The following is a 21,377-nucleotide window of genomic DNA, read 5'->3' on the forward strand; positions in this document are numbered from 1 at the left end:
GGGCGGCAGTGGCGAGTTGCCTACATCATTCCTCCGGCGCGTCGAACCGCGCTGTCTAGCATCGCGGCAACGTCTTGTAGCCCGGATGCTTTGTCAGCAGCCTTGTTTAGCAGTGCCGCATTGTCCCGCAGATGTGACAGGTCGCGCGCCGCGAACAATAGTTGCGAGACACTGTCCGGCAGGTGCGTCAGGTCGCGCGCGGCGGCGCCAAGCATATTGACCGCGTCGGGATCAAGGACTGATCCTGACCTGCGGAGTGCCTTTATCTCATCGTTTAACTCACGAATAAGAGCGGCGGCTTCTGTGTCAGTCTTTTCCAGTCGGGCCAGCGTGGCGCGAATGTCGCGATTTTGCTCTTCGATGGCTCCGGCTATCTGCTCGACCAGATCATCTTCATTTACGTCCCGCAAGCCTTGAAGTTCGTCATATAGACCTGCTTCGCGTTCCTCTTTCCATCCTTCGAGGACTTCGATTGTGAATCGTTTGCCAGCTCCGGGCTCATCGATCGTGTCGTGGTGTGGCTTGCAAAGGAAGATCAGGTTCTCGAAGGCGTCAACGTTTGTCTTTGAAATTCCAGGAACGTAGCGTTCCGCCGCCGCCTCGTCTGATCGAATGTGTGCAATTTGCAGGTTCATTCGATATCGGTCTTCGACTTTCCTGAGCAGGGGCTCCGTGCAGCCTGGCCCCCAATAGCACCTGCCTTGCCCAAACAAAATGAGTGCGGCGCGGTCGCCAACTGTGTAGTTGCGTGGTGGCACGACTTACCCTCCCTGAGTGTGCGATCACCCAGGTGATACACCTCACCACCGACAGTCGACGTGCCGGAGGCGAGCTAACTCGGCAGATACCACCCGATCGGCCGAGCGCCCCTCCTAATGACGCTGGTCCAAGCATCATGGTGACGGTTGCTAGCTCGCGCCCGCGAACGGGTTGCCTGCGTCGCCACTGGCCCCGTCCTTCTGCTCGATCCGGGTCCGCGCGGACGGGGTGAGCCCGAACTCTTGCGCGAAAGCCCTGATCACGTGCGCAGAGTCCCGCTGGATGATCAGCGCGGGGTTACGCACGAAGCCGCCGTGGAGTCCTTTCTGAAGGACGCCGCTTTTGGCCACGAGCGCCGAGGCGCGGCGGTGCGCGACCACGGCTTCGCAGTAGACGAGCAGGGTGTCCCGGTCGCAGGCGTGGGCGATGCCCATCGCGTCCAGCTCGGACACCGTGTAGTCCCAGATCTCCCGGACCGCGTCGGCCACATCGTCCGGACACTCCGGACGTCCCGAGCGCGGGATGGGCTCGTGGTGGTTGTACCGCTCGGTGTGCTTGTCGCCTTCGATGATGCGCAGGGCGGTCGGCTTGGGCGGTACTCCGCGTCGGCCCACGTGATCAGCCTCCCCGGTGCATCTCCCATAGCTGGTCGCGCAGCTCGGCATCCGTGGCGAAGCGGCCGGTCAGGCTGGTGGTCACCATCGACGCGCCCTGTTTGCGGATGCCGCGCTGGGTCATGCATCCGTGTTCGGCGCGGACCAGGCACGCCGAGCCCTCGGTCTTGAGGTGCGCGTCGAGGGCGTCGGTGATCTGCCAGGTCAGCTGTTCCTGGACCTGGAGCCGGTGGGCGAACATGTCGAGCAGGCGCGGGAGTTTCGAGAGCCCGACGACCGGGGCGCCCGCGACCGGCAGGTACGCGATCGTCGCGGTGCCGGTGAAGGGCATCAGATGGTGGGCGCAGACCGAGGTGAACGAGACGCCGGTGACGGCGATCAGGCCGTCGGCGCGGTCGACGGGAAACGTCCGCGACAGCAGCTCGGCCGGGTCGTGGCCGTAGCCGGAGGTGAGTTCGTTCCAGGCGCGGGCGACCCGCGCGGGCGTGTCGGCCAGGTTCGGGTCATCGGGATCAAGCCCGCGGTCGCTGAGCCACGAGCGGATACCGGAGATCAGGGCGTCGGTGCTCATCGTCGTCTTTCCTTCCCCCACAGCAGGGTGTGCAGCCGGGTGCCGACGTTGAAGCCGTGCCCGATCGCGGGTTCGGCCACGGCCTTGCCGTGGTGGAGGACCTGCTCGGCGTCGGTGCCTTCCGGCGAGATCCACACCGTCGCGGGCGGGATGCCGTAGCGGTGGGCCAGCTCGGCGGCTTCGTCCACATCGTCCGGACCGGAGCACACGAACTTGAAGACCGCGCGTCCCGTCGCGATCAGGGCGGCGAGGACTTCCGGGCGGATCCGCTTCGCCAGCGGATCGCCGGAGTGCGTGAGCTTCGGGGAGCAGTTGAACCGGGCGTCGGAGGCCAGGGTCTCGGTGGTGGGCGCGATCGTGCCGTTGGTCTCGACCTCGATATCGGCTCCGGCGTTCGTGAGCGTGTCGAGCAGGACTGTCCATCCGGGCTGGTTCTGGTGCATCAGTGGCTCACCGCCGGAGATGACGACCAGGCCGGGACTGCCGGCGAGAGCCCGCGCGGCGATCGCGTCGACGGGCAGGCGCCGCAGCTCGGCGCGCAGGTCGTAGCGGGAGCTGTCCCAGGTGTAGGCGGTGTCGCACCACGAGCAGGACAGGTTGCAGCCCCCGAGTCGGACGAAGCTCGCGCGGCGTCCGGTGGTCGGCCCCTCTCCCTGAACGGTCGGGCCGAACACCTCGGAGACCACGAGCGTGTCCGCTGTGGCCGGTGCCTGGGTGGTCGTCATGACGCTGCCCTCCATCCGGCTCGGTTCACGTGGGTTTCGCGGACGTCGACGGCGGTCACGCGGGTTCCGGCGGCGTGCGGGATCTCCGCGAGGAGGGCCTCGGCCTGCTCGGCGAGATGGCGGGCGACGGCTTCGACGGTGGGCCAGCCGGGCATCACGTAGACCTTGCAGCCCTCTGTCCGGAGTGGCTGGATGAGCGGGTCGTCCGGTCCGAGGAGGACGCCGTGGTCGAAGTGCTGGTCGATCCAGCCGCGCACGGCCTTCTTGAACGGGCCGAACTCGATCACCATCCCGTCCTCGTCCAGGGCGGGCGCGGTGACGGTGATCTCGGCCCACCATGAATGTCCGTGCAGCGAGACGCATTTTCCGGGCAGGTGCGGGAGCCGGTGCGCGGTCTCGAAGTTGTGTTCAATGGTCACGGTGGCGGTGCTGCTGTCCATTCAGTCCACCGCCGTCAGGGCCGCACCGGACTCGCCGTCCTCGGATACCTCGATCCGGACGGGGCTCAGCTGGTAGCCGTCCTCTAGGACGTTCCACAGGTCCTGGGCGAGGTCTTCGCAACTCGCGGTGCCGCACTCGCGGGCACCGGGTCCCCACCACGCGCGGATGATGTCTTGCAGGTCGTGGAACTCGAGGAACCGGTCGTTGTGCTCGACGGCGACGTGCGCGGTGATGTGGAACAGGTGCCGGTGCCGGTCGGCCAGATAGGACCGGAGCCCGGTAGCGGCGGGCCAGCGGTGGAAACCGGGGGCGGTCACGGTGGTCCACACGGTCACGGTCTCGGTCACGACGGCATCAGCTCTCCTTCACGGGGGTCTCGCTCGGGGTGCGCCGGGGTTCCGAGTTCGGTGTGCAAGACGTCGAGCGCCTGCCAGACCTGGTTGGTGTGGTCCATGACGTCGGCGTGCATCTGGCACGCCTCGTCCCGGTTTCCACCGGGGCCGTAGAGGAAGCGGTGGCCCATCTCGCCGAGGCGCCGGAGCGCGGCGGACTCGGTGCGCACCGACGGATACCGCAGGGAGTTCAGCCACGAGCTGGAGTCGCAGGAATCCGGCGGGCACGGCAGGCACCATTCACAGGCGGACAGCCCGAGCACGTGAACCCACAGGTCCGGGTACTGGCGACGGCGTTCCCACATCGTGTGCAGCAGCCGGACACGCGTCGGATGGTTGGCCTGGACGATGTTGCCGAAGCACAGGCGGTCATAACCGCGGGCGAGGTCATCGAAGTAATCCCACCCGTCATTGAGCGGGTGATACACCGGGATCGGGTTCAACCCGAGGTCGTGGAGCCGTTCGCGGGTGCGGATCTTGTTGTCCCGGCCGCCCTGGTCCAGCTCGATGTAGCCCCAGAGCCGGTCTTCGTACCGTGTGGCCAGTTCAACGTACCGGTCGAAGAGCCGGTCGAAGCCCTGGATCTCGTCCGGGGGCAGCGATAGCGCCTCGTCCATCGTGCAGCCGGTGGCGCGCTTGTGCTCGTTGGTGAGGTTGAAGATACCGCTGTCGAGCAGGATCACGTGTCCTTCGTCCAGCAGCCGGACCATGCGCTGTTCCTGGGAACGGTGATACAGGTCGTTGACCGCGAGCAGCAGATGACGCGGATACGCCGAGGAATCCCCAGCGGCGAAGTAGATCGGGGCGTCGCTACGGTCGAACGTTCCGCCGGCAGTACGGATCACGCCGCACGCCCCGAAGCCACAGTGGACACCAGCACCGGCTCCTCCCCGGAGATCCGCTTCCACTTCGTCAGCAGCCATCCGGCCAGGTACGGCAACGGCTGCACCATCACCACGCGATGCGCGTCGGCCTTGTCGGTGAACGGCGCCAGCATCGTCGGGTACGGCCAGAACAGGTCGCCCTCGCCGAGCAGCGGCGTCCACAATGGCCAGCTCTTGTGGACGTCGGCGACGACGAGGACATGACGGCCGACGTGCCAGACCTGTCCAGTCTCGGTGTCGTAGTCGGGCTCGCCCACGGTCACTCCGGCCAGCCGGAGCGCGTTGCCCTTGTCCAGCGGTGCGTCACCCGCGCCGTCCCCGTCGTCGTCAGGATCGGCGGTGAGGGCGTCTTCCAGCGCGGCGAGGTCGTCGGCTTCGTAGCCGGTGAGGTCCAGCATTTGCGCTTCGCCGAGATCGTGCAGCATCTCCGCGAGCAGGTGGTCATCCCAGCCGCCCTTGACCGTCAGCTGGTTCGACGCGATCAGGTACGCCTCGGCGTCGTCGTCGGAACGCGACGCCCAGCCCCGGATGACCGGCATCAGCCAGCGCCCGTCGTCATCGACCCGCACGCCCTCGGGTGCGTCGCGGCCTTCCTCGGCCCACTCTCGCAGCTGGAGGTACCGGCCGTGCCCGGCGACCAGACGGCCGGTGCGCTCGTCGATGAGCGGCAGCTCGGCAAGTCCAAAGTGGCCGATGCTGCGCGCGATGCCCACGGTGTCGTGCTGCTTCGCGTTGCGCGCCGCCGGTGCTATGTCATCGACCGCTACGTACTCCACGTATCGCTCGCTCACCGGTCGCCGCCTCTGCTCCGGCACTGAATGGCGATCATCGGACTCCTGTCTGTGAACGCTCGAATGGCTCAACGATTTCCCGGTGACGTCGCTTGTCTTGCTCGCGCGCAACAGTCGAATGTTGTAGTCAGCGGGGGGCACACAGGCCCACCACCTACACCACCAGGGAGAAACACCATGGCTACCAACACCAACACCCCCAAGGCCACCACCACCAAGACCGCCCCCAAGGCGGCCCCCAAGCCCGCCACACCCGCCACCAAGGCGACCACCGCACCGGCACCCACCGCCCCGGCGACCGACAGCGCCAGCCGTGGAAACGGCGACCTGTACAGCAAGCTGGCCCTGGGGGCCACCAAGGCCGAGGCCATGCCGTTGCCCACCAAGGGGAACCGCAAGCCCAACCCGCTGGCCGACCTGGTCCAGAAGAGCTACGAGGACAAGACCCCGTTCGCACTGCCCGCCATGGCCAACGACCAGAAGCTCGTGGACTCGGTCAAGGCCGCAGTTCGCCGGGCAGCCGGTAGCCGCGACCTCGGCGTGAATGTCACCCAGCAGACCCAGGAAGACGGACAGGTCATCGTCTTCCTCCAGGGCAAGGACAAGACCGTCCGCTAGTTGACCTGGCGGCTCCTGCGAGGGCCGATCATCACCCAACGAAATCCCCACGGGCTTCCCGTGGGGATTTCGTTTTCCTGCTCGAAACCGTCCTCGGTCGGCTTATCGAAGCCCCATGTCCTCGACCCAGAACGCTCGCCTGTTCGCCGCGTTGACGTCTCCCGCCGCACCCGCCGCGACGATCGTCAGCACGGTTCCGCTCGTCGCCGCGCCTGAGTTGGCGGTACACCCGAGCTGATACGTCCCGTCAGAGGGCACAGTGAAGATCGTCTCCAAGACGATCCCGGGACTGGTGTAGATCTGGTTTACGATGCCTTGCGTCCGAATCGCGGGGTCGTTGATCGAGACCGTCGCGCCGACGGCGCTCAATCTGATGTTCGCGGTTGCGTTCGGCGGGTTGACCGGGCCGGTCGCGTTCGTGTTGAACACCCACACCGCTTTGTAGTAGCGGGTTGTGCGCATTCCCGGGATCGTCAGGGTCTCCATCAGCGTGTCCACTTGGGACGTGTTCTGGTCCTGTACGTTCCGCTTGATCAGGCCGAGGATTCCCTTGCTCGCCTCCAGCGCCCACCCGCCAGGGGTTCCCCACTGGAGAACCTGTTGCGTGTCCTGAAGAAGGGCGCGCAACCCGACGTGCGGGTCGGGCGGGAGTGATGCCGCGTTCGGCACCGGCAGGACCGCGTCCCGCAAGGTCGGCGCACACGCCCACAAGGTCGAGGCTGGCCACGCTCGTGCCGTCGTCCCCTCGCGGCCACGTACCACGGTCATCGCGTTCGAGCCGCCCGTGTGCGCGGTTGCCCACACGATCTCGAAGACCTTGTTCGCCGGATCCTGGAGCGTGAGCGGCAGATACGTCGTCGTGCTCAGGCCCGATTGCAGAGCAGCGAAATCGGTCGACGTCAACGACGTGTCAGAGATCGCCGCCGCACTGCTCAACTGGCCGAACGCGTAGTTCGCCGGTACCCGAATCTCGTACACGATCACCCCTCGAAGTCGTTGCGTCAGAAGGGAAGTGCTCTCGTCGAGATCACGTGTTCGGAACCTGATTGGAATCCGCGGCCACTGGTCCGTGCTCGCCCGGAGAGCTGATCCTGAGATCAGCAACAACGGCCCGGACAGCCAAAGCAAAGGAACCGAACATGAACAGCAGCAACGGAAACGCCGCCTACGGCAAGGTCGTTGAGGCCGTGAACGGCCCCATCTGGGAACTCGACTTGCCCGCCTGGAACGGAGCCGACGTGTGGGTCATGTCGACCGACTACGCCGATCAGATCAGCGAGTACCACGCGATGGTCACCGGTGAAGGTCCCTACGCGTGGCGAGTCAGCGAGGCCAGCGGCGAGCACGCCGACGTCGCGTTCGGCGAGTGCTCGACGCTGGAAGAAGCCCAGCAAGACGCCGAAGCAGTTTGCAGGTACCTGATCGAAGCCGAGCACGCGATCCCGGAAGCTTCCTGCACAGGTGCTATCGACGGCGAGGTGTGGGAAGTCTCCCGGTTCGGACGGCTGCTCCTGATCACTGAGACCGGCGAGAACAGCGAGATCCAGGTCTACGAAAGCGGCGAAGCCGCACGCACCCAGTTCGGCAAGATCCTCGCGGGTTACCTCGCGAGGTTCACCCTGTAACGGGACGTAACCGAGCACAAAGCCCTCACGGCACAGCCGTGAGGGCTTTGGTGTGCGCGTCCTTGATCAGGCCGAGGACCAGCCCGCACTGGCGCCCAGGTGCTTCGTCGCATACCCTCCCGAACGGAGGTTCGACTGAAGCCTTCGCGCCCTGCTTCCCCCTCGGCGAGACGAGCACCACCGAGAGCGGGTAGAGCATGAGCACGCAGGGATGGGCACAGGACGCGCCCCGTCAGCTGAGGACCTCGGCATACTGGTACGTCTACCTGTTCGCACAGGATGACTGGCGACTAATCCAGCACGCATGGGACCCGTGGACCGACGACACCGACGTGGCCGCATGGATGCAAGCCAACTGGGAGCCTCGCCCCTGGCCGGACGGTCGCTATCGCGTGGTCGTCACGGACGGCATGGATGAGTTCGCCACGACCACCTTCGCCGACGTCGAGGTGGAACTGAGTGGACGGTCCACGCCGCCGCCGGAGCCGCAGAGGCTTGACCGACGGCGGCGCTGAGATCGCCGCATGACGGCTAGCTGCGCCGGACCTCGTCGAGAGGTGTCAAGAGTCTAAGCCTGACTGGCGCTTGAAAATCGCCTTGCTGAAGTCGGTCACGTAGAAGAACGTCGCGTGGCCAAGGTCGGCGTCGTCGATAAAGGTCGTCCCCCTGAAATCGGTGCGGCCCCTAAAATCGGAGTTTCCGAAGATGGCCTTGCCCTCGAACGTTGCCTTATTGAAGGTGGCCTCACCTTCGAATTTGGCCGAAAAGACCGTATCGCCGCCGAACGTGGCGCCATTGAAGAAACTGTCGCCCGCAAATGTTACCTCGTCAAAGACAGCATCGTCGGTAAATATTGTCTCGTTAAAGATACTGTGCGCGAAGGAGGCCCCCGTAAAGAAGGAAGTGTGAATAAAAGTCGTGCCGTCGAACCAAGTGCCGAAAGTGAAAGTCGTCCTGGCAAACGAGGTTGGGCCGGCGAATGTTGCACTGTTAAACCAGGCGCCAGTGAAGGTTGCGCCTTCAAATAGGGCCGCACCGTTGAAAATTGCCCCCTGGAACAGGGCGTACTCAGCGAAGGTCGACTCAATAAAACGGGCATGTTGGGCGAAGTTCGCCTTTTCAAACCTGGCGAAGTCGAAGGTTGTCCCGTAGAACCAGGCTTCATCGGTGAACGCCGCTGCGCTGAAATTGGCTTGGTCGACGAATGTAGCCCGGTCAAACCGGGTGATCCCGGCAAAAGTCGCGTTGACGAAATTGGCTGCGTAAATATGGCAGTGTCTGAAATCGAGGTCGATCAGTGTAGCACCGGTGAGATCGAGAGAGATCTTTTTCCAGAAGGTTTTCGCGGGATGTCTCGGGTTCCCGCCTGGCTTTAGGTGTTTAGTGAGAATGCGTTGAGCGGTAAGCCGAACTTCTCGCTCCTGCCGGGCCGCGTCGTCGAGTTCGGCAGCCGTCAGTGACTCGGCCTGGTCTCCACGGTCGGCACGCTTTCGGGAAGTGCCAATGCTGGGCGCCAGCGGCCGGTGAATCCCCGGTCGATTTCGGGGCCGCAGTTCACCAGGCAGCTGAAACGGAGCACGCAGGTAGGCGCAGATCACGTCGACCACGACCTGGCGATGGTCAGGATTGTCCTGGGCGACTCGTTCGAGCGCATACAGTCCGCCGTGACGAACCGCGGGTTTGTCGGAACCGAGCTGCTCGACGGCCTTGACGTACAGCTCAGTCAGGCGTCGTTCGCTGGCATCGTGTTCGGTGGACCACTGTCGGCGCCCAGTGAGCACCAGAGCTACCACGCCGCCAGTACCCGCACCGACGGTCAGACCGACCTTGATCAGCTCGATCCGGTTCTTCTCATCAGCGCCAGGGTCGACGTACATCAGCAGCGTCGTGACGGCCGCAGACGCGATCAGTACGACCGGGACGACGATAACCATGATCGCCCACCACCACGTACCTCCGCGATCCCGCCACCGCCGCGCCAGCGCGGACTTCGGTTGGTCTGTCCTCCTCGATTTCACGTCTCGTAATCCGCCGATCCTGGTTGACTGCTACACGGCCAAGCGGCGGCACTGGGCGTGCTCATGCCTCGACGAGAACCCAGGTCGGCTGATTCTCCAGCGTGCTCGCCTTGATCAACGCCTTGCGCAGTGGCGCGTCGGGCGATTTGCGGTACCAGACCTCGCGCTGATCGGCGTCGCCGTCCTCGCTGTTGCCCGCGTCATCGCTCCTGAGGACGTACCACCGCTCGCCTCGATCGGACTCTGGTTCCTCCACCGCAACGACGTAGGCGTAGATCTTGGCTTTCGTGAGGTCAGGCTGCGAAGTGCCGGTGTCGGTCATCGTGATCATCTCCAGGTCGAGCGAGTCCAGCGCTCAGCATCGTGCCACGGGGGACCGACAGGTCTGATCACGTGCTTCAACCGAGTTCGCGAAAGGTGGGGCGCCACGCGCGGCACCACCGGCGCGGTCTGGGAGCCGCTACCCCCTAGTGATTACGACCCCTATCCCGTCCGTGATGGCGTGTGTCGATCGCGGACAGGCGAATCCGTTGCTGCTTCGGTAGGGTGCGCTGTTGGCGACAGGGGAAGGCGGCTCGTTGCATGAGCGGTGATCTGAACGGCAGGTGCCCTGCGTGAGCTGGTTGCAGATCCTTGTCACCGCTGCGGTCGGCGTGCTCGCCGCCTCGGGTGCGTTCGTTGGGGCTCGCATGGGCGCGCGGGCAAATGATCGTGCTACGTCGCAACGGGAACTGGCCGCACGTCGTGAAGAGTGGTGGCGTCGGTTCACCTGGGCGTCAGAACTTGCTCTGGACGACTCGCCGGTGAAGAGAGTCGCAGGCCTGAAGCTCCTAGCGAAGCTGGCGCAGTCAGATCTTGCTCAGCGAGACGAGCTTCTCTTGCTAGACGTGTTCCAGGGGCGTGTACTGGACAGGCTATTGGACGACCTGTCCGACGAACGCACGGAAGGAGGGTTGTCGGCGTGAGCCAGCCACAGAGCTTCACTGAAGAGGAGATCGCGGCAGCCCAGTTGCGTGTCGTACTTGACGAGAGGCTGGGGCGGCGAACTCCTGATCTGGTCCGCCAGATCGCTGAAGCATCCCCATCTGACACGGCTACCGATAGCTATCGCTATGGACAACCGCCTGTGGCCCCGCCGAACGCCATGTTTGTGACGGGACTTTCCGAGGAGGAACCAACCCTTCCCAGGGTGGGTAGGGGATGGGCCCCTGCCCCGCGCTCGTACGGGTCTTATGCCGTCAATACGCCGATGGCGCGGCGGATGGCTGAGTACCTGCGTATCGACACAGACGCGGACTTGGGACCTGAGCACCCGCACACGCTTACCACTCGGCTTGAACTACTGACCTGGATAGCTGATGCGGATCCGACTGACGAGTTGCTAGACACGGTGGAGCGTCTACGCAGAGACATGGCCCGAGTCTTGGGAGAAGACGCCCCTGAGACGCACCAGGCTGCCGCTTTGCTGTTGCGTTTGCGAAGCAGGTCAGGTCACGGCCAGTAGGCGGTTAACCCCACCCTCTCCTGATCTGCGCAGTACCCAAGATCGACGGCCGCCGAGTCGTTCCTGTGGAACGGCGCTCTAGGGAGGGGGCGTGGCACCGGTTGAAGAGATCGCCGCGGGCGTGCGAACGGCGCTCGCCAAGATGAAGGCGGCCACGGCGGCTCTCAAGATCGCTGGTCAGGACCTTGAAGAAGCTGGCGGGAAGTGGTCGGAGGTCGCGGCCGGTGTGTCTGACCTGGAGTTCACCCGGCTTCCGGGTTTGCCCGCCGAGGTGAACGCCTCGTCAGCGACAGTCTCCGGCCTGATTGGCCAGTCCTCCGACCTGCTCAAAGGCTACCTTCGCGACTTGGGAGTGCCGGCGGAATCCACTTCGGCTGGAGCTTCTGGACAGTCCGCTCCTCCTGCTCCGTCCTCTTCGTCCAGCGACCAGGACGGGGACGAACAGGATGACGATGCCCTGGTCGAGCGGCTGCGGCGGGAGTTGCCGCCGGGGCCAACTCCCGGCGTTCGTGGGGTAAAGACCCAGGGACAATGGTTCGCGCCCGGCAAGGACGCCACGGCCATCACTAGCGGGCTGGATGACCGCACGGACCGGGTGGACGAGATCCTGAAGGAGTCGGGCTGCACCATGAGACCGGTGACGGCGGCCGCGGATGTTGAGCTGAAGCTCGCCGCCGAGATGAGAGACAGCGGCATCACGGAGGCGTCCGTGGTGATCAACAATGTGCCGTGCACGGGTAAGACGAGCTGTGACGGCCTGCTGGGGATCGTGTTGCCGGAGGGCAGCAAGCTGACGGTTCACGGGACCGACGGGTTCAAGAAGACTTACGAGGGAGGCAAGACGTGGCAGTGGTGAAAGCCTGGTACGACCCAGGCCAGCGGGAGCCGTTCGATCTGGCTGACGCGGCCCAGGTGGATGCCCTGCTGGACCGCATGTTGGTCGAGGCGACGGAGGCGCCGGTGGGCGTGATTGCCGAGCTTGCCTGGGAGGGCGAGGATCACAGGTCGATCCTCCAGTTCGGTGTGCGCACGGATCAGGTCGGGTTCGTCGGCTACATGGGCCGGGGCGAGCCGAGCGTCATCAGCACGTCGGGCGCGACGTCGCCTGAGCCGGTGGCCTACGACTACCAGTCACACGAACGCGTGGTGCAGAGCACCGCGGAGATCTTGTGGTCGACAGTGCGTAAGGCGGTACATGACTACGTGGCATCGGGTGGCACGCGGCCTACTGGGGTGAACTGGCAGGAGGTCGTGTGACCTGGGATCAGGTGCTACCTCTGCTCGTGAGCGGAACGGTACTAGGAGCCCTGGTGACTGCCGCGTTCTCCGCTCTACGAGAGAGAAAGAATCGCAAGAACGTACATTTAGCACGCCTGCTCGATCAGAGGTACAAACTCTATCTGGATTATCTTGAGCTCTTGGATCGCAACGCCAGTTTTTACATGGACACGGCGTCGCTTGGCCCTGACTTGGGAGAATTTGTTGCCAAGCTGAGCAGCTTGGAGCATTCAATGCAAGTTTTCGCGAGCAATCTTGTGATCGGAGCATTTGGCGAGTACCGCAAGATTGTCCACAGATTGGCCGACTGGGATGAGCTGGACGATAACGAACGACGAGACCTGATTCGAGTGTATGTAGCTGCGGTAGCCATGTCTCGCGCAGCGATCCGCTTTGATCTGCGGATAGATAAACACGAAAACTGGTTCACCCGCAGCTTGGAAACGGCCCGTGTGATTCGTCGCGTCAAACAGCAGGCGCCAGAAATCAACCGGCTCGCGGAGAAACGCTTCAAGTTTCACCGCGAGCGTTCGTCTGACGTTCAGGGCGGAGACGAACGTTCCAGCCACCTGGACTCGTAAGTCCGGTGTGCCGGTCGTGACACGGCTTGCAGAGTGGCCGGAGTCGGTTCCAGGCGTCGGGGTCGGGTACTCCGCGGGCGACGAGGGAGCGTCGGGTTTCGGGATGGTGGTCGGCCACTGTGGCCGGTTGCCGGCAGAGGGCGCAGATCCGGTGTTCGCGAAGGTAGGCGGCGCGGTTTTTCTGCCAGTCTCGGCCGTAGCCGCGTTGGGCGGCGGTGCCTCGGGCCTGGTCGGTGTCGCGGCGTTGTTCGCGTCGGCAGGTCATGCACGGTCCGGCGGGGACGGTGCGTCGGCAGGTCGGGCAGACGCGGCCTGGCTGGCTCGGCATCTCGTCGCCGGTCAGGTGCCTGGTCCGGGCCGTGGTCGCCGGTGCGCGCGTTCGGCATCGGCTTCGGCTTGCCAGTCGCTCCACCGGCGCCCGTTCTGGAGCCGAGTGTAGCGCGGGATGCGGTTGGCGGGGATGCCGACGGGCGCGGGGCCGAGGACTGCGAGCAGGTCGGATTCGGCTTGGGAGTTCCATCCGGCGTCCTGGATGGCTTGTTCGTCGGCGAAGACGTCGGCGACCCTGTCGCGCTCGGGGTCGAGGTCGGCGTCCTGGGTGCCACCGTAGGAGTAGACCCAGCGGAAGTTCTCGGGCGGGTCGGGTTCGACGTGCTGCCGGAAGAGGGCGACTTCCTTGGTGTAGCAGTAGAAACCAGTGTCGGGCCGGGATCGCGCGATGTCGAGCCAGGCCAGGAGGTAGGCCGTGCTGTGGAAGTCTCCGGAGTCGTGGATCCGGATCCAGGCGCCGGTGAACTTGGGGTGGTCGAGTTCGGCGAGCATGTCGGCTTTCCAGCCGTCGAGGTCGTCGAGCGTAGCGCGGAGGTTGGCTTCGTGCCGGGTGAGGACGGCGGGGATGCGGTAGGTGCCGTTGCGGGCGTAGCAGGTTTTGGCGCAGATTCCTGCGCTGGGGCAGGCGTTGTAGGTGCGTCCGTCTTCGAAGCGTCCGGCCCAGGCGGGCAGGCTCCAGTTCCAGATGCCGTGCTGTTTGAGCCGGTTGTTCTGTCGGAGCAGGGGCATGACACCCCCGCGCGCGTTCGGCGTTGGCCGCTGGCGCGGCGCGGGAGGGTGTCGTGGCCAGACTGCTAGCCGTGGTGTTCGTGGCTGCGGGCAGAGTGGTGCTTGCTGCGGAGAGTAGTACAGTCGCGCGCCGTCGCGCCACTGGGGGCGGTCATGAATCCCTTGTCATATCGCCGTTTACGGCCGTGTCGGCGCGTCGGCGTCGTCGCCCGGCGTGGTAGTCGAGCACGTCGGCGACGCGATAGCGGGGACCGTCCGCCGTGTCCTGTGTGGCCAGTCCTCGGCGACGCCATTGCCGGATAGTGCTGGGCTGGACGTCGCACATCTCCGCGACTTCGTGAGCGTTTAGAAGGTCGTCGGGGCCGAACGTGAGTGGTTTCGGCACGACCCAGGTCTGTCCGAGGTCGCGGCAGCGTGCGTCGACGTCGGTGCACGTCTCGGGTGCGGCGATCATGAGCGCTTCGCGGTAGGTGCGGGCGATGCGGCGTGCCCGGTCGAGCGGGGTGTCTCCGGGCCAGGGCCACGGGTCGGGCCGGTTCACGCGACGGCCTCGTGCTGGGCGGCGAGCAGCGTGCATTGCCGTTGGTATTCGTCCCAGGTGAAGGTGTTTCGGCAGACGCCGCAGGTGACGGTGGCGGACCCGTCGGGGCACTGGAGCGCGACACGGTCGCAGCGCGGGCACGGGGCCGGGAGGTGGTTTATGAGTCGTTTGTGGCCGGTGACGGCTTCGACGCGGTGGTGGAGGTCGAGGAGGATGTCCGCGCTGTCGAGGCCGTCCCGGTCAAGGGTGGTCCATTCGTCGTCGGTCCAGCCGGTGTGGACGACGCCGCGCAAGGCGAGCAAGACGCTGACGGAGTTCTCCAGGAGCTGGGCGGCTCGCTCGAGTACCGGGCCTGGTCGGCTGTCGCGGGCGGCCTGGGTGTCCCACCAGACGCCGAGGACGTCGGCGGTGGACTCGGCCCAGCACTGCGCTTCGTGCACCAGCTCGGCCTGGAGGGCGGCGACGGTGAGCGACAGGGGCACGGGCAGGTCGCGGGTTCCGCTGACGAGCTGCCGGAGCCCGTCCCGTGTGCCGCCGAGGACGGCTTCGAGGTCGAGGTAGTCCTGGGGCATGTCCACGATGGCCTGGTGGAGGTGGCGGGTGCAGGCGTCGCAGAGTCCTTCGGCCGGGTTGATCGGCGCACCGCGTTTGATGGCCGGGTGGTCGGGATCGGCTTCGCGGTGGGCGCATCGTGCCCCGCGGTAGCAGCGGTGAAGGTCGAGCATGGTGAGTCTCCTGGGTCATCGGCCTGAGTGGCCGGTCACGGTGTCGGCGAGGGCGTAACAGCACGTCCGGGTGGGGCGACGTCAGCTGGAGAGGAGGTCGAACGGCATGGACGGCATTCGGGAGCGGCAGGCGCGGCGACGTCGCCTGGAGCGGTTGTTGCAGGCGTGGAGCGCGGACGTGGAGTCCGTGCCGCTGCCGGCGTTCGACGCGGCCCGTGTGGACGAGGTGGTCCGCTGGCTGCGTGCTGCCGACCGTCCGAAGGCCGGATAGGACGTCACGGACGTTCCTCGCGTTCGCAGGCGGCGAGCAACGCGAGCGCGAGTTCGCGGGCGTCGCGGGTGTTGAGCGCAAGCATCGTGGGTTCGCAGCCGATGCCGATGCGCGGGGGAACGTCGCCGTGGGGCGGGAGCCAGAGCACGTCGAGCGGTCCGGCGATGTTCCAGGCGGCGGCACCGGCGCCGTGGAAGTCGGTGTCGGTGGGCTCGGGCAGCTCGGCGCTGGAGACGATCATGGTCACTGGCGGAAGCCTTCCTCGGCAGGGTGCGCGGCTGTGCGTCCGGCGGCGCGCAGCAGCGGGAGCAGGTCAGCGAGCATCGTCCGGACGGGAACGTTCAGGTGTGACTCAGGAACGGTGAGCACGTCAGGATTCCTGGCGGCTTCGGCGAGCGCCAGAAGGTCGCCCGCGGTCGTCCAGGTCCACCATCGGCCGGGGTCGGCCGCGCCGTTGCGGCGTTGAACGACGACACCGAGATCGGCGCCGCTGGCGACGGCCTGATCCGCCGTGGCGGCGAGGACGCGCAGGACGCGGGTGTCGGTGAAGTCTTCGATGGAGGTCTTGACCTGCCAGCAGATCCCGGGTGTCCCGTCGATATCGCCTTGGTCGCGGGAGTGGTGTTCGCCGGATTTCCAGCCGGTGCGGACGGTTCGCTGCGCGTCGGGCCAGCCGTGTTCACGCAGGTAGCGGGCGACGGCCTGTTCGGCGTCCTTGCCTTTGCGGTTGGCGGCGCGGCCGATTTCCGCGCGGCTACGGCGATCCAGGGTGCTCACGCGGGTCCCCATTCCTGGTCGGCGGCGAGGTCTGCGCGGTGCTCGGCTCGCTGAAGCTCGGCCCAGGCGCGGTCGGCCCGCTCGGAGCGGGCGTGGACGGTCGGTCCGCTGGTGGGCGAGGCGATGGTGAGGTAGACCCTCCCGAGCTGGGAGGAGCCCCGGTTGTCGTAGAACCGGCTGGTCTCCTGGACGTCGAACACGGTCTTGAGGCGGTCGACGGCGGCGGCGAGTTCGGGCTTGGTGCCTTCGGCTCGGATGCGCATCAGCTTGCCTCCGGGCCGGTGTCCTGTGTGGCCAGCCCGATGGCGAAGCCGGGCATGCCGAGTCCGAAGTCCGGGTCGGCGGAGGCGGGGCGCAGCGGTGCTCGGAGTTCGGTTTCGTCGACCGACACGCACGGCCGGTCTGGGAGGAGTCCGGCGGGGGCGCCGATCCAGCGGAACCGTTCGCCGCACTGGCCACAGTGGACGAGCACTTCGGCGGTGTAGGCGAGGGCGGGTCCGTCGTCGGTGGCGGTGAGCCGGTGGACGTTGACGTCGGCGACGAACGCGTTGTGCTGGCAGGGGCGGTCGAGGTCGAGGGTGGTCATGATGGCTCCTGGTCGGTGGCCCAGCCCATGGTCTGGTTGAGCAGTTGCCGTCCGCGTTGGGCGCGGTTCTCGGCGTCGGGGTCGTGGTTGCACAGGGCGGTGCCCCGGTACCCCTGGTCGTCGCACATCGGGCAGTCGGCGATGGCGCGGCGCTTGTGGGCTGTGGTGGCGCGCAGTTCGGCGCGGCGGGCTTCGACGCGGTGTTCGTGCTCGGCTTGCTCGGCGTGGTGGCGGGCACGGGCGCAGGCGCCGCAGCGGGGCGGGTCGTCGTCGTGCTCGTGCTCGACGCACCGCGCGTCACGCCGCGACGGCGGCGGTGTGCGGGTGCGATTCAGTGAGGGCTCACGGCCACGCGCGTGCTGGACGAAGTCGACAGACACACCCCCTCCGAAGGAGGGTGTGTCTGTCTCCTTTCCCTTCTCCGTTTCCTTTCCTGACGTGAGCGCTCCATGAGGCCTGCGTGACGGCTCACTGAATCGGCCATTGTGGCCATGACCTGGGGAATCACCGAATTCGGCTCCGGGAGTGGTCCGGGAGGGCTCAGTGAGTGATCCAGGAGGGTTCTGGTCGCGCCAGCACCGCGCGCAGTGCCGGTTCTCTCCCGGTTCGGGAACCCGCACCGTGCCGGGCGGCGGCGCCGGGAAGAGAGTCTTGCCGGGCCGGTTCACGCTCTGGTGGAAGTGCCACGACGTCACCGCGAGCAGGCGTTGATCGTCACGGCGGTAGCGCACGATCCGCTTGTGCTTGGCCAGCTCGGCGAGGTCGTCTTCGACGTCCTGAAAGGACAGCTCGTCCAGCGGCCACACGGCGGCCTTGATCAGCCGGGTGTTGTCCTTCCCGCGCCCGTGGTCGTCGCAGTAGGTCCACAGCCCGATCCAGGTCAGCCGTGCCCGGAACGACAGCGGTGTGACGTCGTCGCTGCTGAAGAATCCGGGCTTGATGCTGCGGATGCGCGCCACGCTCACGCCTCCAGTTCGGCGAGGACCGCTTCGAGGGTTCGCGCGGGGTCTTCGGCGTCCAGGACGTGGGCGAGGATGTCGATCGCCTGGGACGCCTCGTGTTTCGTCATCTCGCTGGAGGAGGCGAGCTTCCGCCGGACGAGGATGCTCACGGTCGTGAGCTTGTCGGCCCGGTCGGTCACCTGGAGGTCGCCGAGCTGGGCGTGGAGCTTGTCCAGTTGGGTCCGCGACACCGTCTCGGTGTCGTCGTCCTCGTCAGGCTCGGCCTCGTCGTCACCGGGGAGCGGCGGTGGAGTTGCCGGCGGATCGGGTGGCGTCTCGTCAGCATCCCAGCGGGCGTTCTCGGCCGCGTCGGGCTGGGTGGTTGGTTCCTCGGCGGGGGTGGCCTTTTTCGGCCCTGTACGGCGCCGTGCGGTGCGTTTCGGGGGCGTGGGGGACTCGGGGGCGACGGGGCTGGGTGGGCCGGTCTGGGGGGCGCTGGTGGTGTCCGGGTAGTCCCCGTCCTCCAGTTCCTCGACGGTGAGGGCGATCCCGCCCACGACGTCGGCGAACTTGCGCCTGCACAACCGGGTGGTCGCCCGTGCGTACAGCTTGTCCTCGGGATAGCCGCCGAGGTCGATCTTCGCCCGGCGGGCCTGGTCGGCGGTGAAGGTGACGCGGGTCCAGACCTCCTCGTTGCTGCGGCGGCCTTCCAGGATGACGCGGGTGTCGTTGACCTCGACGTCGCGGAGGTTGTGCCCGGCTGCCAGGACCATGCCGCGCATGATTTCCGCGCTCTTGCCGGGTTTTCCCTTGACGATGTGGATGTGCTGGAGGCTGGTGAGCGGGCCGAGCCCCATTTCCCTGCCGGTGAGGATGGCGGCGGTGACGGCTGCCGGGTTCCCGCGATAGGAGTCGGGGACGAAGGGGGTGTCGGCGATCTGGTTCGCCAGCCGGGCCACGTCGCGCACGACCAGGACCCATTGATCGATCTCGGTGGGTGCGTGGAAGTCAGGCCGAGTGGTGATCTCGGTGCCAGTGGGGTCGTGTCGTTGAAGTTCGCCGCTCACGCGGTCACCTCCAGCGCGGGCGGGAGCAGGGCCTCGCCTACGTAGTCGCGGGACCGTTCGCAGGCTCGGGAAACCTCGCGGATGTAGCGAAATTCCCTCAGCTGCTCGGGTCCGGCTTGCATCGGGTAGAGGTCGAAGCCGTCAGCACGGACGTGGATGACGGCGCACCCGTCGACCTCGATCATGGGCTGTTCCTCGCCCTGGTCGTCTACGTAGGCGTCGGCGTACCGGTATGCCGCGAGCTGCCAGGCGGTTTCGCCGAAGACACCGGACCGTGAGGTCTTGATGTCGCACAGCAGCCGCTGACCGCCGAGCGTCGGGAAGTCCGCGATCAAGTCGCCGGTTCCCGCCCAGCCGTAGGAATGGGAGACCACGACGAACTCGGTGAGGATGGGTTCGACGCGGTAGCGGTCCAGGAAGTCCACATAGGCTTCGACATGCCCGGCCAGCTGCTCGGGGACCTCGACTTCGTGGCCGGACACCAGCTGCTCGGCGAGGCCGTGGACCTCGGTCCCGCGTTTCGCGGCGGCGTCCCGGTCGGCGAACCGCGCGCGGGACAGCTCTTTCAGCCGCGCGGTCGGCGGGAGTTCGGCGAGCCGGTCCCAATGATCGATCGCGTAGTCCGCGGTCGTGTTCGCGGCCCAGCCGATCAGCGCGGGCTTGGGGACACCGCCGGACAGGATCGTCGTGACGCCAGGGACTTTCGCGCCGTTGGCGTCGACGTAACTGTGTCCCTTGCCGTGGTTGCGCCGCCGGATCGGCGGGGTGAAGTCGTTCACGCGGCGGCACCGTGCCTCCCGGTCCAGCGCGCGCGTGCGCGGACGATGCCGGGAGCGCAGAAGATCCGGTCACCGTGATCGACGTATCGGCCAGGTGAGAACCACAGGACCGGGAATCCGCACCATTCGCAGGTGATCGACGGCGGTGTCCGGTACGCCCGGCCTTCGTGGACGGTTCCAGCCTGCTTGGACGGTTGCGGGGTGCTCATCGTCGGCTGTCCGGATCGTTGTCGGACGTGGAGTCCTCGCCGGGTTCCGCCGTGGCTGGACGTAGCGCGTCGATGGCTTCCTCGAGTTCGAGCGGGAGTTCGACCTTGCCGGTTCGTCGCTCGTGCTGCCGACGTAGCAGCCGGTGCAGGGTCGCGGCGTCCGCCGTGGTCCCGGTGAACGCCTCGGCGGCCAGGATCTCGGCCGTGGGCACGACGTCACCGGTCCGGGCGTTGGTGCGGATCTCCTTGGTCCGGACAAGCAGGACGGCCACGTGGACGTCGTCAGGACGGTCGGTCAGCGCCGAGGCGATGGCCGCCATGCCGTTGCGGTCATCGGCGGGGAACGTGGGCGAAAGTTTCACGGACACGGCAGTTCCTTCACGGGAGTGCGGGGTACGCGGGTCATGCCGAGAGGGCGTTACGGAGCTGCTTGAGGCGGCGTTCAGCGCCCTGGGCGCGGGCCTTCCACTCGTCGCGTTCGGCGGTGACGGCGTCCAGCTGTTCCAAGCGTTTGAGCAGGTCGGTCAGCGACAGGTCGAGGGCGCCCGCCTTGTCCTGTGTGGCTCGGGTCCGGCGCGGGCCGTTGTGTTTGCCCAGGTGCGGCCGGATGCTGTTGACGTTCGCGCTGGTGTAGTCGCAGTGGGCGCAGCCGTAGACGACGGTCCCGTTCGCGAGGGTGAGGACGCGGGTCTGGCGCAGGTAGATCGGGTTCCCGGAACGGTCGCGGAACGGGGCGGTGCTCGGCTGGTCGTCCACGACGGCCACGCCGTCGACGTCAGTGGCGGTCACGGGTGCTGTCCTTCGTGGCCGGTGCCCTCTCGGGCTCGCGGTCGAGGTAGATGGTGTAGGCGAGGACGAGGTCGAACATGACGACCAGCCACCCCCAGGTGTCGTCGGCGCTGGCGAGGTCCAGGACCAGGAGCCGGAACACCAGCAGGTAGGCCAGGATGCGGAGGCTGAGGGTCATGCGGGCGGCCTTTGCTGGTCGTCGGAGGTGCGGGTGCGGCGGCGAGGGAACTTCAGGCGTTCGCGCTTCCGTTTCGCCGGGTACTGCTGCCACAGCTCGGGGCGCTCCTGGCGCAGCTTGGGCAGGTCGAGGCCGTTGCGGATCTCGACGTCGCGGACGACGACCGGTTCACCGTCGATGGTCCCGACGTCGTTGTTCCCGAGCAGGGCGAGGAGTTCGGCTTCGAGGTTGTCCACTTCGGCTCGCGCGAGGCCGGCGGAGGTCCGAGCCTGCTTCCACCGGCGAACCAGGTCTGCGGAGGCGTCGAGCGGTATCCGTCGCTTCGAGCCGGTTCCGCGCGGGGATGACCGCGGGCTATCTGAATTCTGTTGTGATGGCGACGGTTCGTGTGGCTTCACTGTTCACTCCGGTACGCGCGGCACGGTGACTACGGGGCCGGTGGGGACCGGGAGTTCTAGCTGGACGAATCCGCCTGGCGGTCGATGTCGTCGGCCGGGACGGGGGTCTTCGGCGGCCAGCCGGTACCGAGGTCGGTGAGCGTCTCGGCGTCGTACTCCGACAGCAGCTTGTTGAAGACCGGGGTGTCCGGGTCGTTCTGGGCACGGATCTCGGCGAGGTCGAGGCCTTCGGCGAGGTCGGTCATGACTGTCCTTT

Annotated in this window: 35 protein-coding genes; 8 read left to right on the forward strand and 27 right to left on the reverse strand. The window is 66.5% G+C overall.

All coding sequences use genetic code 11. The features are described 5' to 3' along the window. Nucleotides 1-20: 20 nt before the first annotated feature. From AC069H_RS20850 to AC069H_RS20885, 8 genes are all read right to left on the reverse strand, one after another. Nucleotides 21-635 carry a hypothetical protein gene (locus AC069H_RS20850; RefSeq protein ID WP_478233489.1) on the reverse strand — a complete coding sequence of 205 codons (615 nt, stop codon included), beginning with the start codon at nt 633-635 and terminating at the stop codon, nt 21-23. Between the two features lie 273 nt (nt 636-908). Further along, nucleotides 909-1,373 carry a phage terminase small subunit P27 family gene (locus tag AC069H_RS20855; RefSeq protein WP_478233490.1) on the reverse strand — a complete coding sequence of 155 codons (465 nt, stop codon included), beginning with the start codon at nt 1,371-1,373 and terminating at the stop codon, nt 909-911. A 4-nt stretch (nt 1,374-1,377) separates the two neighbouring features. After that, entirely contained in the window at nt 1,378-1,944 is a 567-nt protein-coding gene (gene folE, locus AC069H_RS20860) for a GTP cyclohydrolase I (RefSeq protein ID WP_478233491.1), read from the reverse strand. Next, the gene (locus AC069H_RS20865; protein WP_478233492.1) at nt 1,941-2,669 is read right to left on the reverse strand and encodes a 7-carboxy-7-deazaguanine synthase QueE; all 729 of its coding nucleotides are present in this window, start codon (nt 2,667-2,669) and stop codon (nt 1,941-1,943) included. Before AC069H_RS20865 ends, folE begins: the two co-directional genes overlap by 4 nt. Beyond that, on the reverse strand, nt 2,666-3,109 hold the full coding sequence (locus AC069H_RS20870) for a 6-pyruvoyl trahydropterin synthase family protein (protein ID WP_478233493.1): 444 nt from the start codon (nt 3,107-3,109) through the stop codon (nt 2,666-2,668). The genes AC069H_RS20865 and AC069H_RS20870 overlap by 4 nt, the downstream gene beginning before the upstream one ends. Then, complete coding sequence (locus tag AC069H_RS20875; RefSeq protein WP_478233494.1) at nt 3,110-3,457, reverse strand: hypothetical protein; 348 nt, start codon at nt 3,455-3,457, stop codon at nt 3,110-3,112. After that, on the reverse strand, nt 3,454-4,347 hold the full coding sequence (locus AC069H_RS20880) for a hypothetical protein (protein ID WP_478233495.1): 894 nt from the start codon (nt 4,345-4,347) through the stop codon (nt 3,454-3,456). Before AC069H_RS20880 ends, AC069H_RS20875 begins: the two co-directional genes overlap by 4 nt. Beyond that, on the reverse strand, nt 4,344-5,177 hold the full coding sequence (locus tag AC069H_RS20885; protein WP_478233496.1) for a ParB N-terminal domain-containing protein: 834 nt from the start codon (nt 5,175-5,177) through the stop codon (nt 4,344-4,346). Before AC069H_RS20885 ends, AC069H_RS20880 begins: the two co-directional genes overlap by 4 nt. Nucleotides 5,178-5,354: 177 nt before the next feature. Here AC069H_RS20885 and AC069H_RS20890 point away from each other — a divergent pair, with 177 nt between their 5' ends. Next, the gene (locus tag AC069H_RS20890; protein ID WP_478233497.1) at nt 5,355-5,795 is read left to right on the forward strand and encodes a hypothetical protein; all 441 of its coding nucleotides are present in this window, start codon (nt 5,355-5,357) and stop codon (nt 5,793-5,795) included. 102 nt (nt 5,796-5,897) lie between these two features. Here the strand turns inward: AC069H_RS20890 and AC069H_RS20895 are convergent, their stop codons facing one another. Continuing rightward, nucleotides 5,898-6,923 (reverse strand): hypothetical protein, encoded by a 1,026-nt coding sequence (locus AC069H_RS20895; RefSeq protein ID WP_478233498.1) that lies wholly within the window; start codon nt 6,921-6,923, stop codon nt 5,898-5,900. Nucleotides 6,924-6,934: 11 nt separating this feature from the next. Between AC069H_RS20895 and AC069H_RS20900 the strand changes: the two genes are divergently transcribed. Both AC069H_RS20900 and AC069H_RS20905 read left to right on the forward strand, forming a co-directional pair. Beyond that, nucleotides 6,935-7,420 carry a hypothetical protein gene (locus tag AC069H_RS20900; protein WP_478233499.1) on the forward strand — a complete coding sequence of 162 codons (486 nt, stop codon included), beginning with the start codon at nt 6,935-6,937 and terminating at the stop codon, nt 7,418-7,420. Between the two features lie 197 nt (nt 7,421-7,617). Next, nucleotides 7,618-7,935, forward strand: a complete 318-nt coding sequence (locus AC069H_RS20905; protein ID WP_478233500.1) for a hypothetical protein — start codon at nt 7,618-7,620, stop codon at nt 7,933-7,935. A 45-nt stretch (nt 7,936-7,980) separates the two neighbouring features. Here AC069H_RS20905 and AC069H_RS20910 read toward each other — a convergent pair whose 3' ends face one another. Together AC069H_RS20910 and AC069H_RS20915 are read right to left on the reverse strand one after the other, a co-directional pair. Then, complete coding sequence (locus AC069H_RS20910) at nt 7,981-9,354, reverse strand: pentapeptide repeat-containing protein (protein ID WP_478233501.1); 1,374 nt, start codon at nt 9,352-9,354, stop codon at nt 7,981-7,983. 145 nt (nt 9,355-9,499) lie between these two features. Continuing rightward, entirely contained in the window at nt 9,500-9,760 is a 261-nt protein-coding gene (locus AC069H_RS20915; protein ID WP_478233502.1) for a hypothetical protein, read from the reverse strand. A gap of 292 nt (nt 9,761-10,052) precedes the next feature. On the opposite strand from AC069H_RS20915, the gene AC069H_RS20920 reads away from it, so the two are divergent. From AC069H_RS20920 to AC069H_RS20935, 4 genes are all read left to right on the forward strand, one after another. Next, nucleotides 10,053-10,403 (forward strand): hypothetical protein, encoded by a 351-nt coding sequence (locus AC069H_RS20920; protein WP_478233503.1) that lies wholly within the window; start codon nt 10,053-10,055, stop codon nt 10,401-10,403. Between the two features lie 630 nt (nt 10,404-11,033). Then, a complete protein-coding gene (locus AC069H_RS20925) occupies nt 11,034-11,798 on the forward strand; it encodes a DddA-like double-stranded DNA deaminase toxin (RefSeq protein ID WP_478233504.1) in 765 nt (254 codons plus the stop codon). Beyond that, nucleotides 11,786-12,199 carry an Imm1 family immunity protein gene (locus tag AC069H_RS20930; RefSeq protein WP_478233505.1) on the forward strand — a complete coding sequence of 138 codons (414 nt, stop codon included), beginning with the start codon at nt 11,786-11,788 and terminating at the stop codon, nt 12,197-12,199. Before AC069H_RS20925 ends, AC069H_RS20930 begins: the two co-directional genes overlap by 13 nt. Before the next feature lie 53 nt (nt 12,200-12,252). Next, on the forward strand, nt 12,253-12,801 hold the full coding sequence (locus AC069H_RS20935) for a hypothetical protein (protein WP_478233506.1): 549 nt from the start codon (nt 12,253-12,255) through the stop codon (nt 12,799-12,801). A gap of 339 nt (nt 12,802-13,140) precedes the next feature. On the opposite strand, the gene AC069H_RS20940 is transcribed toward AC069H_RS20935, so the two are convergent. The 3 genes from AC069H_RS20940 to AC069H_RS20950 form a co-directional block, all read right to left on the reverse strand. Beyond that, the gene (locus AC069H_RS20940; RefSeq protein ID WP_478233507.1) at nt 13,141-13,860 is read right to left on the reverse strand and encodes a GP88 family protein; all 720 of its coding nucleotides are present in this window, start codon (nt 13,858-13,860) and stop codon (nt 13,141-13,143) included. A 151-nt stretch (nt 13,861-14,011) separates the two neighbouring features. Then, nucleotides 14,012-14,401, reverse strand: coding sequence for a MerR family transcriptional regulator (locus tag AC069H_RS20945; protein ID WP_478233508.1), 390 nt, complete (start codon nt 14,399-14,401; stop codon nt 14,012-14,014). Then, nucleotides 14,398-15,126 (reverse strand): hypothetical protein, encoded by a 729-nt coding sequence (locus AC069H_RS20950; protein ID WP_478233509.1) that lies wholly within the window; start codon nt 15,124-15,126, stop codon nt 14,398-14,400. The genes AC069H_RS20945 and AC069H_RS20950 overlap by 4 nt, the downstream gene beginning before the upstream one ends. A gap of 106 nt (nt 15,127-15,232) precedes the next feature. Here AC069H_RS20950 and AC069H_RS20955 point away from each other — a divergent pair, with 106 nt between their 5' ends. After that, entirely contained in the window at nt 15,233-15,397 is a 165-nt protein-coding gene (locus AC069H_RS20955) for a hypothetical protein (protein ID WP_478233510.1), read from the forward strand. A gap of 4 nt (nt 15,398-15,401) precedes the next feature. Here AC069H_RS20955 and AC069H_RS20960 read toward each other — a convergent pair whose 3' ends face one another. From AC069H_RS20960 to AC069H_RS21020, 13 genes are all read right to left on the reverse strand, one after another. Then, complete coding sequence (locus tag AC069H_RS20960; RefSeq protein ID WP_478233511.1) at nt 15,402-15,644, reverse strand: hypothetical protein; 243 nt, start codon at nt 15,642-15,644, stop codon at nt 15,402-15,404. Further along, nucleotides 15,641-16,174, reverse strand: coding sequence for a hypothetical protein (locus tag AC069H_RS20965; RefSeq protein WP_478233512.1), 534 nt, complete (start codon nt 16,172-16,174; stop codon nt 15,641-15,643). The genes AC069H_RS20960 and AC069H_RS20965 overlap by 4 nt, the downstream gene beginning before the upstream one ends. Then, the gene (locus AC069H_RS20970; protein ID WP_478233513.1) at nt 16,171-16,437 is read right to left on the reverse strand and encodes a hypothetical protein; all 267 of its coding nucleotides are present in this window, start codon (nt 16,435-16,437) and stop codon (nt 16,171-16,173) included. The genes AC069H_RS20965 and AC069H_RS20970 overlap by 4 nt, the downstream gene beginning before the upstream one ends. Then, the gene (locus AC069H_RS20975; RefSeq protein WP_478233514.1) at nt 16,437-16,760 is read right to left on the reverse strand and encodes a hypothetical protein; all 324 of its coding nucleotides are present in this window, start codon (nt 16,758-16,760) and stop codon (nt 16,437-16,439) included. The genes AC069H_RS20970 and AC069H_RS20975 overlap by 1 nt, the downstream gene beginning before the upstream one ends. After that, nucleotides 16,757-17,725 carry a hypothetical protein gene (locus AC069H_RS20980; RefSeq protein ID WP_478233515.1) on the reverse strand — a complete coding sequence of 323 codons (969 nt, stop codon included), beginning with the start codon at nt 17,723-17,725 and terminating at the stop codon, nt 16,757-16,759. The genes AC069H_RS20975 and AC069H_RS20980 overlap by 4 nt, the downstream gene beginning before the upstream one ends. Then, nucleotides 17,722-18,768, reverse strand: a complete 1,047-nt coding sequence (locus AC069H_RS20985; RefSeq protein WP_478233516.1) for a hypothetical protein — start codon at nt 18,766-18,768, stop codon at nt 17,722-17,724. Before AC069H_RS20985 ends, AC069H_RS20980 begins: the two co-directional genes overlap by 4 nt. Continuing rightward, complete coding sequence (locus tag AC069H_RS20990; protein WP_478233517.1) at nt 18,765-19,547, reverse strand: hypothetical protein; 783 nt, start codon at nt 19,545-19,547, stop codon at nt 18,765-18,767. The genes AC069H_RS20985 and AC069H_RS20990 overlap by 4 nt, the downstream gene beginning before the upstream one ends. After that, nucleotides 19,544-19,756: a hypothetical protein gene (locus AC069H_RS20995; protein WP_478233518.1), complete on the reverse strand. Its 213-nt coding sequence runs from the start codon at nt 19,754-19,756 to the stop codon at nt 19,544-19,546. The genes AC069H_RS20990 and AC069H_RS20995 overlap by 4 nt, the downstream gene beginning before the upstream one ends. Then, nucleotides 19,753-20,124, reverse strand: coding sequence for a hypothetical protein (locus AC069H_RS21000; protein WP_478233519.1), 372 nt, complete (start codon nt 20,122-20,124; stop codon nt 19,753-19,755). The genes AC069H_RS20995 and AC069H_RS21000 overlap by 4 nt, the downstream gene beginning before the upstream one ends. A gap of 34 nt (nt 20,125-20,158) precedes the next feature. Next, nucleotides 20,159-20,545 (reverse strand): hypothetical protein, encoded by a 387-nt coding sequence (locus tag AC069H_RS21005; RefSeq protein WP_478233520.1) that lies wholly within the window; start codon nt 20,543-20,545, stop codon nt 20,159-20,161. Further along, nucleotides 20,532-20,723: a hypothetical protein gene (locus AC069H_RS21010; RefSeq protein ID WP_478233521.1), complete on the reverse strand. Its 192-nt coding sequence runs from the start codon at nt 20,721-20,723 to the stop codon at nt 20,532-20,534. Before AC069H_RS21010 ends, AC069H_RS21005 begins: the two co-directional genes overlap by 14 nt. Then, nucleotides 20,720-20,959 carry a hypothetical protein gene (locus tag AC069H_RS21015; protein ID WP_478233522.1) on the reverse strand — a complete coding sequence of 80 codons (240 nt, stop codon included), beginning with the start codon at nt 20,957-20,959 and terminating at the stop codon, nt 20,720-20,722. The genes AC069H_RS21010 and AC069H_RS21015 overlap by 4 nt, the downstream gene beginning before the upstream one ends. 218 nt (nt 20,960-21,177) lie before the next feature. Further along, complete coding sequence (locus tag AC069H_RS21020; protein ID WP_478233523.1) at nt 21,178-21,366, reverse strand: hypothetical protein; 189 nt, start codon at nt 21,364-21,366, stop codon at nt 21,178-21,180. Nucleotides 21,367-21,377 lie beyond the last annotated feature (11 nt).

This window comes from Amycolatopsis sp. NPDC043887 (assembly GCF_056435665.1).

Coding starts and splice junctions, on each gene's coding strand:
- AC069H_RS20915 (WP_478233502.1), bottom strand. CDS start 9,760: ATGACCGACACCGGCACTTCGCAGCCTGACCTCACGAAAGCCAAGATC.
- AC069H_RS21010 (WP_478233521.1), bottom strand. CDS start 20,723: ATGACCCTCAGCCTCCGCATCCTGGCCTACCTGCTGGTGTTCCGGCTC.
- AC069H_RS20900 (WP_478233499.1), top strand. CDS start 6,935: ATGAACAGCAGCAACGGAAACGCCGCCTACGGCAAGGTCGTTGAGGCC.
- AC069H_RS20890 (WP_478233497.1), top strand. CDS start 5,355: ATGGCTACCAACACCAACACCCCCAAGGCCACCACCACCAAGACCGCC.
- AC069H_RS20955 (WP_478233510.1), top strand. CDS start 15,233: ATGGACGGCATTCGGGAGCGGCAGGCGCGGCGACGTCGCCTGGAGCGG.
- AC069H_RS20865 (WP_478233492.1), bottom strand. CDS start 2,669: ATGACGACCACCCAGGCACCGGCCACAGCGGACACGCTCGTGGTCTCC.
- folE (WP_478233491.1), bottom strand. CDS start 1,944: ATGAGCACCGACGCCCTGATCTCCGGTATCCGCTCGTGGCTCAGCGAC.
- AC069H_RS20905 (WP_478233500.1), top strand. CDS start 7,618: ATGAGCACGCAGGGATGGGCACAGGACGCGCCCCGTCAGCTGAGGACC.
- AC069H_RS20870 (WP_478233493.1), bottom strand. CDS start 3,109: ATGGACAGCAGCACCGCCACCGTGACCATTGAACACAACTTCGAGACC.
- AC069H_RS20950 (WP_478233509.1), bottom strand. CDS start 15,126: ATGCTCGACCTTCACCGCTGCTACCGCGGGGCACGATGCGCCCACCGC.
- AC069H_RS20995 (WP_478233518.1), bottom strand. CDS start 19,756: ATGAGCACCCCGCAACCGTCCAAGCAGGCTGGAACCGTCCACGAAGGC.
- AC069H_RS21020 (WP_478233523.1), bottom strand. CDS start 21,366: ATGACCGACCTCGCCGAAGGCCTCGACCTCGCCGAGATCCGTGCCCAG.
- AC069H_RS20910 (WP_478233501.1), bottom strand. CDS start 9,354: ATGGTTATCGTCGTCCCGGTCGTACTGATCGCGTCTGCGGCCGTCACG.
- AC069H_RS20970 (WP_478233513.1), bottom strand. CDS start 16,437: ATGCGCATCCGAGCCGAAGGCACCAAGCCCGAACTCGCCGCCGCCGTC.
- AC069H_RS20940 (WP_478233507.1), bottom strand. CDS start 13,860: ATGCCCCTGCTCCGACAGAACAACCGGCTCAAACAGCACGGCATCTGG.
- AC069H_RS20975 (WP_478233514.1), bottom strand. CDS start 16,760: ATGACCACCCTCGACCTCGACCGCCCCTGCCAGCACAACGCGTTCGTC.
- AC069H_RS20850 (WP_478233489.1), bottom strand. CDS start 635: ATGAACCTGCAAATTGCACACATTCGATCAGACGAGGCGGCGGCGGAA.